Genomic DNA, 17140 nt, shown 5'->3' on the forward strand with positions numbered 1-17140 from the left:
TGAAACAGGCATCAAAATCAGTGATGCCCAGATGAAATCGATAGACATGGAACCCATTGGGCCATTTCCTCTCTGGAACTATCGAATCAATGGTTTTAAAAGATCAATTTAATTGCTTACAGTTCCTTATCGGTTATCATGCGTGTATCGTGACCTGCCTGCAGATCAGTAAGGCACTGAGTGGGTATCTGCTGTTATTATTTATGGACAAATACCGTTATGAACTGGAGAGAGTGCCATGATTATTAGAGAACTGCTGCGCAAGGGCGTTGAAGAGCTCAAGGCAGCCGGCTCAGAGAGCTACCGCCTTGATGCCGTACTCTTGCTGATGAAGGCCTGTAATTTAAGCCGGGTTCAGCTAATCACAATGGACGACAGTGAGGTTGATCCAGACAGGACCCAGGAGTTTGAGCGCCTGATATCCGCCCGTGCCAAAGGGCATCCCGTGGCTCATCTGCTGGGTGAGCGTGACTTCTGGGAGCTTACCTTAAAGGTCAATGAACATACTCTGATTCCTCGTCCTGATACTGAAGTTCTGGTAGAGCAGGCTCTGAAAGCTGTCAGCAGCCATGATTTTGGCCCAGCCCCCAGAGTTCTTGATCTGGGCACAGGCAGTGGAGCCATTATTCTCTCCATCAAGCATTCAGCCGGGCACATTATTGCCAGCGCAGTAGAGCGTTCCGCTCAGGCATTAGAGGTAGCCCGGGAAAATGCCCGGCTTAATAATCTTGAGGTGCACTTCTATGAGGGCTCATGGTTTGAGCCTTTACCTCAGGGCAGCTGCTTTGAGTTGATAGTATCCAATCCTCCTTATATAGAGGAGCATGATCCGCATCTTACTCAGGGCGATGTCAGGTTTGAACCGCTTACTGCACTGGTGTCAGGACAGGATGGCCTTGATGATATCCGCCACATTGCTGATAAAGCTGGTCAATATCTGGTCAAAGGTGGATATTTGCTCTTTGAGCATGGATATAATCAGGCAGAGGCCGTCAGAGCTGTACTGAGCTCATCAGGCTTTGACAACGTCAGCACGGTAAAAGACCTTAGCGGTAATGACCGTGTCACCATGGGACAGCTGCGCTGACCCTTGCACAGGCCCGTTACAGTATGCTGCCAGCAGGACGACGGTCAGCATTGCAGCCTGATGCAGTAACATGCATTAAAGGCTGATGCCGTGCCCTGACGGGAACGGCCGCATGTGACGCGGTACACGTACCTGTGAGGTGAGCTGACCTGTGGCTGCCGTGATGGTGGCTGTGAACTGAGTGCGCTGTTATCTGTTTTATATGACAGGTTGATACTTTATAAAGTATTTTAGGAAGAGGTTGTTATGAGTGATAAGAGAATTAAAGTAGCAGACTTTGAGATTGGCAATGACTTGCCTCTTACCGTTATTGGTGGTCTTAATGTGCTTGAGGATTACGACCTTGCTGCCCGCACTGTCGAGGTTTACAAGGAGACCTGCGCCTCCCTTGGTCTGAACTTTATCTTCAAGGCCAGTTTCGACAAGGCCAACCGCTCTTCGGTTCACTCTTTCCGTGGTCCTGGCCTTTATGAGGGTATGAAGATCTTTGATCGCATCAAGGAAGAGTTTAATGTGCCTGTCATCACTGATGTGCATGAGCCGTATCAGTGTAATGAAGTAGCACCTTATGTTGATGTGCTGCAGCTGCCGGCCTTTCTTGCAAGGCAGACTGATCTTGTGAATGCCATGGCTGAGACCGGCAAGGTTATCAACGTCAAAAAGCCTCAGTTCATGTCACCAAATCAGGTGGTTAACATTATTGAAAAGTTCTCCGAGTGCGGCAATGAGCAGGTGATGCTCTGTGAGCGTGGCACCCAGTTTGGCTATGACAATCTGGTAGTGGACATGCTGGGCTTTACTGTCATGAAAAATGTCAGCAACGGTGCCCCAATTGTGTTTGACGTAACCCACTCTCTGCAGTGCCGTGCCTCAGATGCAGCAGCATCAGGTGGCCGTCGTGCTCAGGCCCTGGAGCTTGCCAAGTCAGGTGTCGCCCAGAAGATAGCTGCCATTTTCCTTGAGACTCACCCTGACCCGGATCAGGCCAGGTGTGATGGTCCAAGTGCTCTGCCACTGGCCTTGCTCAATCCTTTCCTCACTCAGCTCAATGAGCTGGATTCACTGGTCAAGTCTCAGTCTCCGCTGCAGATTGATTAACCAGCCCAGCACCGTCATGCCACATAAAGGCTGGCATTACAGGTCAACTTACGCATCAGGTCTTACTCAATACAGCTGAGCTTCAGACCTGCACCTGTGAGTTAAATCAGGTCCCGGAACTGCTGCAGCAGCTGGCATTCCGGGACTTTTGCTTTATAAAGCACATGTCCCGGCCATGCCGGGCCAGATCGCTTTGTCGTTAGACACGGCAGTACCCGGCCAGTGCCCATGCCGTGCCCATGCCGTGCCCGGCCAGTGTCCAGTACTTGCAGGATGTGAAATGGCCTGCAGGTGGACCAGGTATTCTCAGTTTGCACATGGCGGTAAACGTCTTGAGAAGGAGCATGACTTGAGTGGCTGGACAGACAATTGGTCATAAAGGTGATCCTGTCCGATACTTTTGCACTGAAAGCTGCACAGATATGCTTTTGAGCAGTATGATATGCGGCACCGCACGAGATGCGGCACAGTATGGGATGCGGTGCAGTATGATATGCAGCACAGTATGATATGCGACCCAGGGGGAGATGCGGCACTGCATGAGATGCGCTCCAGGGTGAGCTGTCCGGATGGCATGCGGTTTTGCTCTGATTGCTGCAGATTATGCTTACAGGCATCGCAGGCGCAGAGCTGCATGAGCTGCACACTGTGCTCGCAGACGCGCGTGTAGCGCTGCTCAGCTGCGTCATGTGGCTGTGAGTATATGGCCCATCAGGGCCATTTATGGCTCCTGTCAGGGGGCTTTTTTTGATTTTGAGAAGTGTAAGACGATGATCGCTCTTAATTTTGGTGATGAGACTTTTTCCTCAGGTGGCTTTATCAATACCGCTGACATGGTGGTAAAGGCAAGCCGGGGAAAGAAGACAGACAAGGCTTCAGACAGGCCATTTTCATGGGACGTTAAGCTGTCCGATATTAAGGACAATTCTGTCTGTGAGGCACGTTTTCATTACACCCTTGAGCGTATGGCCCCGGAGCAGGGCAAGTCCCTGATGTGGCTGCTGCCTGAGCTTTATCGCATCTGCGCTCATGGTGCTCATATTGAAATCGTCACTGCCACTCCACACTACGCCATCAATGGCGGCGATCCGGGCATATGCCGGGTTATTACCAGTTCCACTGTTGAGTTCTGGGATGCTGAACTGCGCAGAAAGTTAAGTCAGGCCGAGCGCTCACTTCTTACCTGTAAGGCTCTTGATGATCTGGGCATCAATTTCCGTCTGCTCAATACCCAGTGTCAGATGTCAAAGGAGCTGATTGCAGCGTCGGCAGGCAAATCATTTTCCGGTCCTGATGAACTTAAAGCTTTCCTTGCCGGACATGAAGATCAGTTACTATCTTATACCTACAATCTGGTATGTCTTAAGAAGCCTGATCAGTTCTTTGGTCTTATCAGACTGCCTGAGGCCGTGAAAAATATGAAGCTGCGTGATGAGAGTGAGCTCAACAGAGCCCTGCCTGAGGGAGTAAGATGGCGTGGCGACCTCTCTTCCTACCTGATGCGCACCTTTGATCCTTCTGTTTTCCATGGCTATATTGCCAGTGCTATTGCCACCAGAGGCTGCTGGGAGCCTGATGATAGCCTGATTGTCGCTGAGCTGATTCGTATCTTTGCTGAGCATAAGGACAGCTTTACCATGGCTAATATCGGCGCCAATATTGGCTGGTACTCAGTACTGGCTGCCCGTATGACTGGCAGGGTCAGGATCGATGCCTTTGAGCCTAATCCTGAAACTCTGGAGCTGCTCAAGGACAATGTCCGTATCAACCAGCTTGAAAGTCAGATTACGGTTCATGGTATAGCTCTGTCAGACAAAGAGGGCGAAGTTGATTTCCACGTCAACCACAACAACGACGGCGGCAGCTCCATTCACCTGAGTACCCATAACCAGGCTCGTGACCAGACAGTATTTGAGAAAATCACCGTGCCGACAGACTCCATGGAAAATATCTTCTATGGCAGGGGCAAGGATCAGTGGCCTGATCTTATTGTCATTGACGTCGAGGGCCACGAGCAGTTCGTCTTCAATGGCAGCTGGAAGATGTTTGACGAGGGCTTCCGTCCTGTTATCTTTGCCGAGTTCTGTCCTTACCTTATGGAGCTTGCAGGCGGCACCACCTGGTGGCGTGATCTCATGGAGAAATACGGCTACAGCGTCTATGTGGTAAGCCACAACGGTCAGGCTGGAATGATCAGAGGCTCTCTTGATGAGCTTCAGCAGCTCTTCGACAATATCCGTGAGGTCAAGGATGGTGAGGAGCCACGCCTTGCCAATATCATTCTGGTTCCTGATTTCATGGAAGAGCGCAACGGCACTTTGGCCTTCAAAGAGCAGGCCTGATCCCGATTGCACTCCCACCTGTGCCCCAAGGGCAGCCTGGCGCCCGCCGCCAGGTCCATTACCGTTCCCGGCCATGCCCAGCCCTCAGCCTGGGCAGGCCTGATACCCATCCGTTCCCGGCCATGCCCAGCCCTCAGCCTTGGCATGCCTGACACCTATCCGTTTCCAGCCTTGCCAAGTCCTCTGCCTGGCATGCCTGATACAGCTGTTTTCCGCCATTTTGCTTATAAGCATGGGCATGTCTTACCCCATCACTTCGCGGCCATGCTCTGATATCTGCAAGTGCATGACCTGTCCATGTTTTCCAGTCAGTGCGAGAGCGATTAGACCTTGACCGCTATCATTGGTCTTGCCAGGGCTTACCTGCCTGCTTTCTGTGCCTTGCCGGGTGTATGTTGTGCTGGGGAGCAGGCTTGCCGGGCCAGCCTCCTGATTAAAGGCCAGTCCCGAGCCCTTGATTAACATGCACTTTTTGCACAGGCTGTAATCCCACTCTTGCGTTGTTTCCATGGCAGGGAGCTGTCATATCGCGGGCGGCCCTGAGATTTCAGACAGTTTTTGTCATAAATAAGTTCTGATTTGACCGGGCTGATTTCTGTGATGATCCTGGCCTGTTGTTATGACTTGCGCATCGGATTAATGGGATGACAGACTTGTTTTGTCGCACTGGAAGTACGTGATACTCATTGCTCATTGCTCACTGCTCAGTTGCTTTTCCAAATTAATATTTGCATATTTGAGAGCCGGGCTTAAAAAGGTAATACGTACTGTTATTGTCATTTTTCACTGCAGCGTCATGCATCTATGCTGATTTTTGGGATAAAATAGCAGGTTTGACGTGAACAGTTTGGGCACGGCATTGCGGCTGTCTTTTGTATGCTGCATCGCTTTGTGCAAACGTTTTTCTGCCTGTGCTGCGCCTGCTGGGGCTGTAGACGGGCTCAATATCTGCTTTAGCCTTCACTCATGTCTGGCCCGCGCTGATAAATGCTGCGCTGTGTATGCATATTCCTCTGTACTGTGCTGCAGGAATTTCTGGCCCTGGGCTCCGGTTTCCCGGCCTGTCCTGGCACGCCCTGGTGCCGGGTCATCAGGGCAATGAGCTCAGATTATGAGCTGTCCTAAGATTTGGCTAATCAAAAAGGGCTAAAGTAACGCAGTTGTTTTGTTTTATCACGGGGCATCATTCATGCTTAGTTCAAATAGCCCAATGGGCAAGTCTTTTGTATTGTCTTCACTGTGTGCAGCTCTCCTTGTTACTGCCTGCAACGATTCCAACGCCACTGCTCAAGACACTAAGTCTGCTCCGGCTGCTGCCAGTACTCAGGACAGCGTAGCTCTGGTTACCTCATCTTCTGATATCAACAGACGTAATCATGTCTGCTTCACCATGGATGTGAACAACGTCAAGTGTGTTCTTGGTGACACCGTAGCCTATGTTCCACAGCCAATTCTTGATGAGCAGAAGGCCGATCAGAACAAGGGCAAAGGCAAGAAGGACAAGAAAGAAGATGCCGCTGAAAAAGAGGCTCAGGCTCAGTTAATGGCCAACCAGAACGCCCTTAATGAGGCCCGTTCTCTGGTATTTGTTGCCAAGTACTGTGACATGAACAGTCCTGTTGTTTACTCCAAGGAAGGTGTTGCCTGTACCTTCAAGCCACATGCCCTGTATGATGCAGGTGCTGTAGCCGAGGCTACCCAGTATCAGATGAATCTGCTGCGCTCCAATGAGTTCTTCAAGGAAGTTGCCTCAATCGAGGGTGTTGAGAAGTTCACCGATGCTGCCTTTGGTCAGCACGGCGGTTACCGTATTTTCCTTGAGCGCGGCAACAGCGGCGATGGCAAGAAGATTGGTGATGACACCTCTGCCCGTATCCTGACCAAGCGCATTGACCTTGAGGGCAATGTACTGGGCTTCTATCATGAGGAGCTCAATTTCGCCAACTTAAACCCACAGATGAAGATCCTTACTGCCGGTCTGTCCGCAGGCGATCATGTAAAGCTGGTATTTGATACCACCTTACAGAATGAGCAGCCATTATGGCGTACCTCCTCTCTGGAGTTCGGCCAGCCATACATCTGGGAAGTTGAGGTTGAGTCCGTAGGCCCTGCCATTGTTGAAAAGCCAGCTGAGACTCCTGCCAAGGATCAAGCCGCAGAAAAGGCCGGCACCGACAAGAAGAGCAAGTAATTGCTCTGCCATCTCCATGGCAGTCAGTGGCATCCTGCGCTGCTCTTACGTGCCACAAGCTTATACCTTATGCCCTTGCATGAGGTATAAGGCAGGAGCTTAACCTGTCCACCGGTCTGGCTGTCAGACATAGAAAAAGGCTTATGACATATGCTGTCATAAGCCTTTTTCTTTTGGGCAGAACCTCCGATCCGAGCAGTCTGGCAGCAGGCCTGGTCAGTCCCGGTCGAGCCCAGTCTGCAGTAATCCACCCACAGCCTGTTAAGGTATGGCAGGGCCAGTGCTTCATAACACCTGGGACGGGCTGGTACTGTGGCTGTATGCGTGCCCTGCAGGGCAGCGGCTGTGGCTGCATGCGGCCCGGCAGGGCAGCTGCTTGCTGACGCGTGTCAGATGGGCGGGGGTTGGACTTGAGTTCAGCTACAGGATTTGCAGCGCCAGGCTGGCACAGGCGCGGGCATCAGACAGGGCCTGATGGTGCTGGAGATCAATATTGTAGATTCTGGACAGGGTGTTCAGACGGTGGTTGGGCAGCTCAGGATGCAGACGGCGGGCAGCAAGCAGGGTGCAGTGGAACTCGTAGTCAGGATAGATCATGTCATATGCCTCAAACACATTCTGCAGACAGCTGCGGTCAAAGGCACGGTTATGAGCTACCAGAGGCAGGCCTGATATGCGGGGCTCAATGCGGGACCATACTGCAGGAAAAGGGTCAGCAGCGGCAACATCACGTGGTCTTATACCGTGAACATTGATGCATGCCTGACTGAAATAGTCCGGTACTGGACGAATCATTTCGTAGATTTCCTCTACTATGGACCCGTTTCGGCAAATCACAACGCCAACAGAGCAGACACTGCTGCGCTTGCTGTTGGCCGTCTCAAAGTCGATTGCGGCAAAATTCTGCATGGTGTGATCTCGTGAACAACTACGACAGCTAAGCTGCCTCAGGGGTACGCCATCATCAAGCGTAAAACGTACCTGTAAAAACAGGCACATAATAGCCCCTATGCCTGTACTCAGCAAGTCGTGCATACCATGCTGTCTGTTAAACAGGCCCAGGCTGCATGCGACATGGCTGTGTATGCAGGCCCTGGCTGCAAGCGCCATTGATGAGTTTGCAGGCCCAGGCTGCAGGCGTCATGGCTGTTTATGCAGGACCAGGCTGCAAGCGCCATTGATGAGTTTGCAGGCCCAGGCTGCATGCGCCATGGCTGAGTTTGCATGCCCTGGCTGCATGCACCATGGCTGAGTTTTCATGCCCAGGCTGCAAACGCCATGGCTGTGTATGCATTTCCGTAAGTAAGCTCATGGTCAGCTGACTGCCCGGCACTCACTGCTGTCGGCCGTAAATAAACGGGCCTGCCGTAGCGGCAGCATGCCCTGGCCCCGCCGGGCAGGCCTGTCGGGACAGGCAGCCACTTTGGCTTGCTCAGGATGTGGCTGGTATTACCATGGGAGTGACAGCCCTTGCCATGAGCCTCGCTGCCCTGTCCAGGAGGTTATGGTACAGTTCCTGTGGCTTTCCGGGTGGGACTGAGCATTTGTCAATGCAGGTGAATATTGTGAGCATGATCAGATAACTGGGCGCACTGCAATAACGTTTTGTACACTCAATTGACCTGCACATTTCGCAGCCCTGTTTTTCTGGGCATAATGATCGTTTGATTTAATGCCTTACACCTGACAGGCTGCCTTGATATTCTGGCCTTAACAGCCCCGGGGATCCGCCAGGACTCAGCCCATGGGCAGCTCAGGCGGCGCGGGCTCTCTCCCAGAGGTCCTTGCCATGCCTGGCTGCGCCAGGTGCTGCCGGGGATGGCAGACTGTGGTGTTTTTTGCTTCAGCTTTTGCTTGAGGACAGTGACTATTATGATTCGTGGCTTAATTGCGCTTGCTTTTGGCACCCTGGGACTGGGAATTGCCGAGTATGTGGCCATGGGCCTTCTCCCTTACTGGGCTGCAGACTTTGATGTCTCCATTGCTCAGAGCGGTCATGCCATTTCTTCTTATGCCATAGGCGTGGCCATAGGTGCTTTCTGCATTATTGTCATGCGCCGTATGCGCCTTAAGAGCATACTTTTGCTGCTCATTGTGGTCCATATTCTGGGTAATGTGCTTACGGCTTTTGCACCTTCCTTTGAGACCATGCTCGGAGCAAGATTTATTGCCGGCCTGCCCCATGGTGCCTATTTTGGTGTGGGCTCAATCATTGCCCAGCGCCTTGCAACAAAGGGCAAGGGCACCTCAGCCGTGTCCATCATGGTGGCCGGCATGACCGTATCCAATATTTTCGGCGTACCTCTGGGTACAGCTCTGGCTCACAGTCTGTCCTGGCGCACTATTTTCTATCTGGTCATTGTCTGGGGCATTATTGTGCTGGTCAGCGCCATCATGTGGGTACGTGATGTTGGCAAAATCGAGGATACCGGCTTTAAGGGACAGTTTGTCTTCTTAAGACATCCGGCTCCATGGCTGGTGCTGGCAGCTACCATGTTTGGCAATGCTGGTATTTTCTGCATGCACTCCTACATAAGCCCGCTTATTACCGACTATGCCGGTCTGCCACTGCAGTATGTATCAGCCATCATGGCCGCCATGGGTATATCAATGGTCATTGCCAATCTGGTATCAGGACGTCTGTGCGATCGCTATACACCTGGCAAGGTAGCCTTTGTCTGTCAGTTCATTACCATTTTTGTACTGCTGGGCATAGCCGCCTTTGGTCAGAATCCTGTGGTACTGATTATTCTGGCCTGTGTGGCTGCCGGTATGCTCTTTGCCATTTCCTCCCCTGAGCAGGTGTCTATCCTCAGAGTTGCACCTGGCGGCCTGCTGCTGGGAGCCTCTCTGGTCCAGGCGGCTTTTAACCTTGGTAATGCCATTGGAGCCTGGGCAGGTGGTATTCCTTTTGAGCTCAATATGCACATGAGCTGGGTCACTATATTTGGTGCCATTCTGGCAGCCGTGGGAGCATTGGCACTGTACCTCTATTTCCGCCGTTACGAACCGCTTTTCCCTGATACAGCAGGCAGCCACGACGACGTCGATGACAGCAGCCAGTCACAGACCGGCGCCAGCAGCACATAAAGCTAAGCTGCAAGCGCCGCTGCATGCGCCGCCGCATGCTCTGTCAGCATCCCGTAACGGGGCCTTGCAGGAAGAGCAAGGGCAGAGTCGGGCAGGGGCAGCGCCCATATATGGCTGTTTGCAGTCAAAGTGATTTTATCCAGCCCTGTTCTTTATGAACAAAAGCAAAGAGGCCAGACACCCAAAAGTGTCTGGCCTCTTTGTCAAAATCAGGTGCAAATTAAGCTGCACCATCTGGTACGGTCTTTTGCCCGTGACCTCATACAGCGCTGTGCAGTGCAGCTTACTGGAGCAGGTCGCACCGCAGGGATTCCGGAACCGCTGGGGGCCGGGCACTGACGTACAGTCACTGACTTTCAGTCATTGAATGAAGCCGGTGCCCGGAACTTAAGTTACAGCCTCACAGTTACTGCGACTGTTCCTGAGCATCAAGGCTGTAGTTTAAGTAGATATTGCCTGGTTTGGCTTTGAGATTGGATGGCAGTCCAGACTGCCCGGTAATGACAAAGCCGCAGTGCTGGTAGAGACTCAGGGCAGCCTGATATGAGGCAATAGTGGCAATAATGACGTTATGACACTTCTTTTCCAGCGATGAACCCAGCTCTATGGCTGAATGTATAAGGCTGGTAGCTACACCCTGATGGCGGTGGCCAGGGCGCACATAAATGCGGTTGACGTACAGGTAGCAGCCAGGGTCACGGGTCTTTTGGCCAGATGAGCCCCCGGCGCTGCCATCGCCATCTGCTGAGGATGAGTCAGAGCCGTCGACGCCTTGAGGATCCGGTGAGCTTGACCTTGCAGAGGCCAGGGCTGCCTCGAGCAGACTGGCTGTAGAGACATTCTGGGCGCCGCTGTCGGAATTGCCGCTGGAAGCCTGACGGATAAGCTGTATCTGCAGAGCGGTCAGATCAACAGAGGCGGCCTTTTTGGCTTTGATATCCTCATAAGGAGTGACACTTGCTGACAGCAGACCGGCCAGACGGCGCTGACCGCTGTCATCATGGGCAAAACATACCAGCAGGTGAGTTCCCTTAAGATAGTCAACTACGGTCTGATCGACCTTTTCGAGCAGCTCATCAGGGATGTCTTCATCACTGTCATCCAGATACTCACCATAGCTCTTGAGTTCAAGAGACATGTTGAAAAGCTGCATATAGTGCTCATCATGGTTGTAGGGCAGAACCTCAAGCATGGCATGGGCAGCTGCACCTTCACTTACGTTACCGTGGTCGTAGCTCATATTATTCTCACCAGAGCCATACAGCTTTAAGACTGTATGTACTGGCACCCTCCTGTCAAACAACAATTCGGCAGTACATCCCCTGAGGGGAAAAGCAAAGTAGACTGCCTCGGTATTGAGATGTCGTCAGGCTGCTCATAAGCTCAGTCTGGCCATGACATCTAAGGCCTGCAGGTCAGGCCTGTGATATTTTAATCATCAAATGACTGGCATCTCCACATTTATGGAGCTGCCATGCATCTTATAACACATCAAAGCGCCAGGTGACGCCAGGTGTTAATAATTGTCCTTTATTCCAAAGCACATGCCATAAGGCCAGGCACAGCCTGAGCGTCATGCCCTCAGCCATGCCCATCATGCATGAAGCCATGCTCATCATACCCGCAGCCATGCAGTGCATGCCATGATAAGGCATATAACGTACGGTTAACCTGGTCAGCATGCCGGTCAGCTAAAGTCATCATGGCACTGAACCCGGGGCACAGCTGCAAGGTCAGCTGTCCGGCAAGGCCTCAGTCCATGAGTATCAGATACAAGGGCATAAGTCTCACGGGTATAAGATACCAAGGGCATGATTCTCACGGGGATGAGATACCATGGGAAAGATTCTCACTGGTATCAGATACCCGGGGCGACTCTTATGGTACCACTATGCCCCGTTTTTCCCGGCAGCAAAATCCCCTGGTATTCTGACCGCAGGTCACACGGGCGGGGAACAGGCAACAGCAAATCTGCTGTCCTGTTACCGAGCGCCTCAATACCATGTGATCAAAGCAGAAATCTCAGGGGCATTACCCAGGATGCATAAGCTGTACAGAGGCAGCTCAGTTAAGCATGGCCCATACAGGCAATGAACGGCACGCTCAGCAACCTGAAAAATGTCCCTTGAGGGCAATCCATAAAGGCGCTCTTCATGATCGCAGACCTGGGTATTTCACTCAGGGCATCACTGCCCCGACGTTATCCGTTCTGGCCAGTTCAGCTCATCAGTCGGGCCGAACATTTATCAGTCTCAAAGTGAAGCTGAAGCATTCATATGGTCAAAAATAATGATAAGGGTTAAGCATACCCTGTGGCCATACCTCAAAGACACATAATTGCGCGCTCCGTCACGCTCAGACAGATTTTATCTGCCCATGAACACGCATGAGGCGAAAAAAGTACCCTCATTATGCATACACAGCGAGCACTTTATTACACAGTTTGTATCGGTATATCTGAATAACTGCAGGGATAGGGCACTGCAAAGCAGCTCAATGCTCAGAGCATTGAGGTCGTGAGCCATATGATATGCAGCATATGACATGCGCCATGTGCCATATCCCTTGTGACAGATGTCATGGCAGTAACCTTGACTGCAAATGGCAATGGCATGGCGGGCAAGAAATGTACGAACAGACTAAATGACAGAGAACAGGGCTGAATCAAAAGGCATGACCTTAAGGTCGGCCAGGAAGCATCCTGCAGTAAGTCAGGTCATGGTGCCTTTATAAGGCCTTTATAAGGCCTGTATAAGGCTTTTCCCAGGGCGGATGCGCAGGGCAGACTGGGGAGAATGTTGAGCCGGGACATAATCATGGGAACAGGCAGCATGCTGGACAGCATGTGCGGCATCAGGCATGGATGGGCACGTCTGCAGCAGTCAGGTGTAAGTAAGGCGCCAGGAAGGCTCACGGGCGGGCTATGAGCCGGTCTTCAATGACTCGGGCATCTGGCATGCCCACGACAGGCCAATGGCACGGGCATCTGGCAGGCCCACAGACAGGTCAATGGCACGGGCATCTGGCAGGCCCACAGACGGGGCAATGGCACGGGCATCTGGCAGGCCTACAGACGGGTCAATGGCACGGGCATCTGGCAGGAGCACAGACGGGGCAATAGCATGGGCGTCAGGAAGGAACATAGACGAGAAAATGAATGTTTCCTAAGGCTTGTCCACAGGCGGGGTAAATGACTGTGGCCCCAGGTATTGATGTAAGGCCTGGTACAGGCCAGCCGGCATGGAATGTTCCATCAGTGGGCAGAAACTGCAGCCTGCCTGCAGCTGTGATCACTTGGGGAGCGAATCTGGAGGAGTTGCACCCTGTTGGATCTCAATTGTGGCCTCAGCTGCAAAAAGCGCGTAAATAAAACGTAAATAAGGAAAATAATGTGATCTTTGTTGATGAATTTCTCTCAACAAAAAGATAATTTGATGTCTGCATCTCTGGATCCATGGCTGCTGACAGTATTTGTGTGGTGCCTTGCAGATGCAGAGGATTGTCTTGATCAAATGCCGCTCAGGGCTGCGTGAGTGAGGCTGCGTGGCCGTTTTCAGATATGAGCATAAGCATTCTGGAGTTTTTATACCCGCACAGAGCGGTTTTACTGGCAGATTGTAGTTGCCACTGCCGTCGACAAGGAGTTTTTGGAAAAATGGGTACTATTTACGAGCGTGCCATGGCTGAGTTTGCCTATGGTGTAAGTGTCAGAGCAGCAAGCGTTACTCCAACCGATGATCTCTCCTCCCAAAATGACAGCCATGAGGCGTCAGGAGCATCTGAGGATATGGAGGGTACTAATGCTTAAGCTGTCAGCTCTGGCAGGTGCTCTTGCCGGAATTATGATGGCTGCCTGCGTTCAGGCTGCCGGTACAGAAGCTGCCAACACTCCTGCAGAAGTGCCAGCTCCCGTAAGTGAGGGGGTTACAAATAAGGAGTATAAGAAAGGACCGGTTATCAAGGTTGCATCCTACAATATAGCTGCAGCCCGTGTTTCCTCTCTTGACAGTGTTGCCATGGCCATTAAGGCCATTGATGCTGATGTTATTGCCTTAAATGAGGTGGATAACAAAACAGCTCGTGCCGGTGGCGTTGACCAGGCCAAATACATAGCTGAGAAGCTTGGTTTGCAGTATGCCTTTGGTCCAGCCATAGATTTTGAGGGCGGCAAATACGGTATTGCCGTATTGAGCCGTTATCCCATTAGCAGTTACGAGGTAGTCAATCTCCCTCAGGGGGAGCCTGGGGTTGATGAGGATCGTGTAGTTCTGGCTGTTGAAATTAACCACGAGAAGTTTGATACCCCGGTGGTAATTCTCAATACCCATCTGGATTACAAAGAGGATCATGTGCTGCAGAGAAAGCAGATTGCCACCATCAATGATATTGCTGTGGCCAACGTTTCTCTCAAGCAGATCAGAGATGTGACTACCAAGGTCAAAATCCTGATGGGCGATTTCAACGATACCGGCAACAGTGACAACATTGCCGAGCTGTCACGTTACTGGGACCTGGTAACTCTTCAGGACCGCTACAGAATGCGTACCTGGCCTTCTGCCAACCCTATGGCTGACCTTGACCATATCTTTACCTCCCGTGGTCAGCGCTGGACTCTTAAGAGCCTTACCATCCCTAAAGGAAAGGAAATGGGCATCGACTGGGCCAGTGTCTCAGACCATCTGCCTGTGATCGCTGTCATGACGCTGTATGAGCGCTAGGAAAAGTCCAGGAAAAAATCTATATAATTGGTTGCGCAAAACTCACACAAGTGATTTTGCAAACTACTCACTAATCTATATTAAGGCGGGTCTGAGGATTCGCCTTTTTAGTTTGCGCCCTGCATGTAGCGGCATTGGGCCCCAGGTAAGTCCCGCTTTGCCAGCACTCTCACTATGTCAGCCAACCAGGTTGTGTGGCATATTGCCCTGTCTGTCTTCATGCAGCACTCAGCTCCGGCTGGCTCTGAATCAGTCTCAACAGTCTTCATATCTGTCACGCCTTGCAGAGTAGGACCATGCTTCCTGATTCGGGCCCGCCTTGCAGAGAAAGACCATGCTTCCTGACTTGAGCACGCCTTGCAGAGAAAGACCTTGCTTCCTGATTCGGGCCTGCCTTGCAGAGAAAGACCATGCCTCCTGACTCGGGCCCGCCTTGCAGAGTAAGACAGCTCTTTCGTGTCTGTGGAACTGACACCATGTTATGAGTCAGTTGTTTCACGACCGTGGCCCTGGCCCAGGCCCTGGCCCTTTGTTATCAGTTCGTGCCTGACCGCATTTGGTGGCGTTACTATGACCATACGGCCATGCCTGCTCCATCTGAGTCTTTTTTCATGCACTGACTCATGGCTGTGGCCATCAGGCGTGGCCAGGAGCAGTGGCCTGGGATTTTCTCAAGTGCGAGGACAGCTGTGATTGATTAAGGGGAGTTTTTGAATGCGATATGGAGGGGACTGTGCAGCCGACAGCAGGGGGTTACGCGTTTGGCTGAGGGCTGGAATGTGCCTGGGGAATGAGTGCATAGATAATGAATTTTTCGTCTTAAAGCCCATATATACGGGCTTTGATGCGATGCTGGTGAGATTTGGTTAACTTTGTATTATAATTACAGGTCGCTGTGCTGGACCGAACCGTGTTTTATGGGGATTGTTCAGCATACATTCAGTCAGTCTGAACATCAGATTCATCACCTGCCCATGCGCTGTGTAGAGACCTCGTCAGGTCCTGAGGCCGGGCGGACAGCTTTCCGGGGATAGACAGAAGATGTTCTGTCATATGCTTTAACTGTCTTGCACAGGCATGCCTGAGCATGCCAGTAAGTGCTCCATGCTTCATGCCCGATATGCTGGTATCTGCAGCTTATGTATGGCCCTGCACAAGAGATGGGAGCCATGCCCTGCGCTACGCTGATGACTGGGACGTGTCCAATAACTGAGGGTGCATTTTTATGAGCTGGATTGATGATATTGCTAAGAAGTTTACCAAGAGTGAAAACAGCAAGCATGAAATCCCAGAAGGCGTATGGACCAAGTGTGAGTCCTGCGAGCAGGTCTTATACCGTTCTGAGTTAGAGCGCAATCTCAACGTGTGCCCAAAGTGTGGCCATCATATGCGTCTTAAGGCCCGCAAACGCCTTGAATCTTTCCTTGATGCTGACCGCCGTGAAGAGCTGGGGGCCGATTTTGAGCCTAAGGATGCTCTGCGCTTTAAGGACCTCAAACGTTATAAGGACCGTTATACCAGCGCTCAGAAGAGCACTGGTGAAAAGGACGCTCTGGTAGTGCTCAAGGGCACTCTCAAGGGTATTCCAGTAGTTGCCTGTGCCTTTGAGTTCGGATTCATGGCAGGTTCCATGGGTTCTGTAGTAGGTGCCCGTTTCTGTCTGGCTGCCCAGGAGTGTCTCAAGGAAGGCCGTGCCCTGGTATGTTTCTCCACATCAGGTGGTGCACGTATGCAGGAGTCTCTGCTCTCCCTGATGCAGATGGCCAAGACCTCAGCTGTACTTGCCAAGATGTCTGACGCCCACCTGCCTTTTATCAGCGTTATGTCTGACCCTACCATGGGCGGTGTGTCTGCATCCCTGGCCATGCTTGGTGACGTTAATATAGCCGAGCCTAATGCCCTGATTGGCTTTGCCGGTCCTCGTGTTATTGAGCAGACCGTACGCGAAAAGCTCCCTGAGGGCTTCCAGCATGCTGAATTTCTGCTTGAAAAAGGCGCTATTGACATGATCGTTGCCCGTCACAATATGCGTGACGAGATTGCCGAGCTCATTTCCAAGATGATGGGTTATGAGAACGCAGGTTCAGGCTACAGCAAGGCCGGTTCTGCAGCCCAGGAGAGTGGTGCAGCACTGCCTGTCGAACTCAATGCCGACGAGGTTAAGACCACCAGCCGCCGTCGCCGCGCCCGCAGCGAGGAAGAAACCCGTGCCGGTGAAGAGGCCGCTCAGGCCATTGCCGCTGCCGAAGAGGAAAAGCAGGACGGCAAGCAGGCTAAAGGCTCATCCCGTCGTATCGGCTTCAAGAAATAATTCACTTTTTTCTGGCTGAAGTACTGAAAATCCCGTACTGCAGCACAAACAAAGGAGCTGCCTCATATTTGAGGAGCTCCAGACAAAAAAAGGAGTCGCCCTGACAGGCGGCTCCTTTTTTTCCATCAGGACTTTAACAGCATGATTTGCTGCTGCATAACCCTGATGCAGGCCTGCAATTCTGGCTGATATCTGCAATATGCCGCACCTGCAGGGGCCGCAGCAACATGCCTCAGCCCCAGCTTCCGCTGCGACAGCCGCAGCAAAATGCCTCAGCCCCAGCTTCCGCTGCGACAGCCGCAG

10 protein-coding genes and 1 pseudogene are annotated in these 17140 nt (G+C 52.0%); 8 read left to right on the plus strand and 3 right to left on the minus strand.

Annotated features, from left to right (window positions below; all coding sequences use genetic code 11):
• Positions 1-238 precede the first annotated feature (238 nt).
• From prmC to MXE39_RS01320, 4 genes are all read left to right on the plus strand, one after another.
• Positions 239-1087: a peptide chain release factor N(5)-glutamine methyltransferase gene (prmC, locus tag MXE39_RS01305; RefSeq protein WP_246976337.1), complete on the plus strand. Its 849-nt coding sequence runs from the start codon at positions 239-241 to the stop codon at positions 1085-1087.
• 246 nt (positions 1088-1333) lie between these two features.
• Entirely contained in the window at positions 1334-2185 is an 852-nt protein-coding gene (gene kdsA, locus MXE39_RS01310; RefSeq protein WP_246976340.1) for a 3-deoxy-8-phosphooctulonate synthase, read from the plus strand.
• Positions 2186-2955: 770 nt separating this feature from the next.
• Entirely contained in the window at positions 2956-4527 is a 1572-nt protein-coding gene (locus tag MXE39_RS01315; RefSeq protein ID WP_246976343.1) for an FkbM family methyltransferase, read from the plus strand.
• Positions 4528-5716: 1189 nt separating this feature from the next.
• The gene (locus MXE39_RS01320) at positions 5717-6718 is read left to right on the plus strand and encodes a hypothetical protein (protein WP_246976347.1); all 1002 of its coding nucleotides are present in this window, start codon (positions 5717-5719) and stop codon (positions 6716-6718) included.
• A gap of 420 nt (positions 6719-7138) precedes the next feature.
• On the opposite strand, the gene MXE39_RS01325 is transcribed toward MXE39_RS01320, so the two are convergent.
• Positions 7139-7627 (minus strand): 3'-5' exonuclease, encoded by a 489-nt coding sequence (locus MXE39_RS01325; RefSeq protein WP_246976350.1) that lies wholly within the window; start codon positions 7625-7627, stop codon positions 7139-7141.
• Between the two features lie 963 nt (positions 7628-8590).
• On the opposite strand from MXE39_RS01325, the gene MXE39_RS01330 reads away from it, so the two are divergent.
• Positions 8591-9808, plus strand: coding sequence for an MFS transporter (locus MXE39_RS01330; protein ID WP_246976353.1), 1218 nt, complete (start codon positions 8591-8593; stop codon positions 9806-9808).
• Positions 9809-10214: 406 nt separating this feature from the next.
• On the opposite strand, the gene MXE39_RS01335 is transcribed toward MXE39_RS01330, so the two are convergent.
• Positions 10215-11048, minus strand: a complete 834-nt coding sequence (locus MXE39_RS01335) for a GNAT family N-acetyltransferase (protein WP_246976356.1) — start codon at positions 11046-11048, stop codon at positions 10215-10217.
• Between the two features lie 1681 nt (positions 11049-12729).
• Complete coding sequence (locus tag MXE39_RS01340) at positions 12730-12951, minus strand: hypothetical protein (protein ID WP_246976359.1); 222 nt, start codon at positions 12949-12951, stop codon at positions 12730-12732.
• A 512-nt stretch (positions 12952-13463) separates the two neighbouring features.
• Here MXE39_RS01340 and MXE39_RS01345 point away from each other — a divergent pair.
• From MXE39_RS01345 to accD, 3 genes and pseudogenes are all read left to right on the plus strand, one after another.
• The gene (locus MXE39_RS01345; RefSeq protein WP_246976362.1) at positions 13464-13616 is read left to right on the plus strand and encodes a hypothetical protein; all 153 of its coding nucleotides are present in this window, start codon (positions 13464-13466) and stop codon (positions 13614-13616) included.
• On the plus strand, positions 13609-14526 hold the full coding sequence (locus MXE39_RS01350) for an endonuclease/exonuclease/phosphatase family protein (RefSeq protein WP_246976365.1): 918 nt from the start codon (positions 13609-13611) through the stop codon (positions 14524-14526). Before MXE39_RS01345 ends, MXE39_RS01350 begins: the two co-directional genes overlap by 8 nt.
• Before the next feature lie 1225 nt (positions 14527-15751).
• A pseudogene (gene accD / locus MXE39_RS01355) lies at positions 15752-16591 on the plus strand (acetyl-CoA carboxylase, carboxyltransferase subunit beta); the annotation flags it as partial.
• Positions 16592-17140: the final 549 nt, after the last annotated feature.

Origin of the sequence: Anaerobiospirillum sp. NML120511, from assembly GCF_023050955.1 — a bacterium.
In the GTDB taxonomy this organism is placed as follows: domain Bacteria; phylum Pseudomonadota; class Gammaproteobacteria; order Enterobacterales; family Succinivibrionaceae; genus Anaerobiospirillum.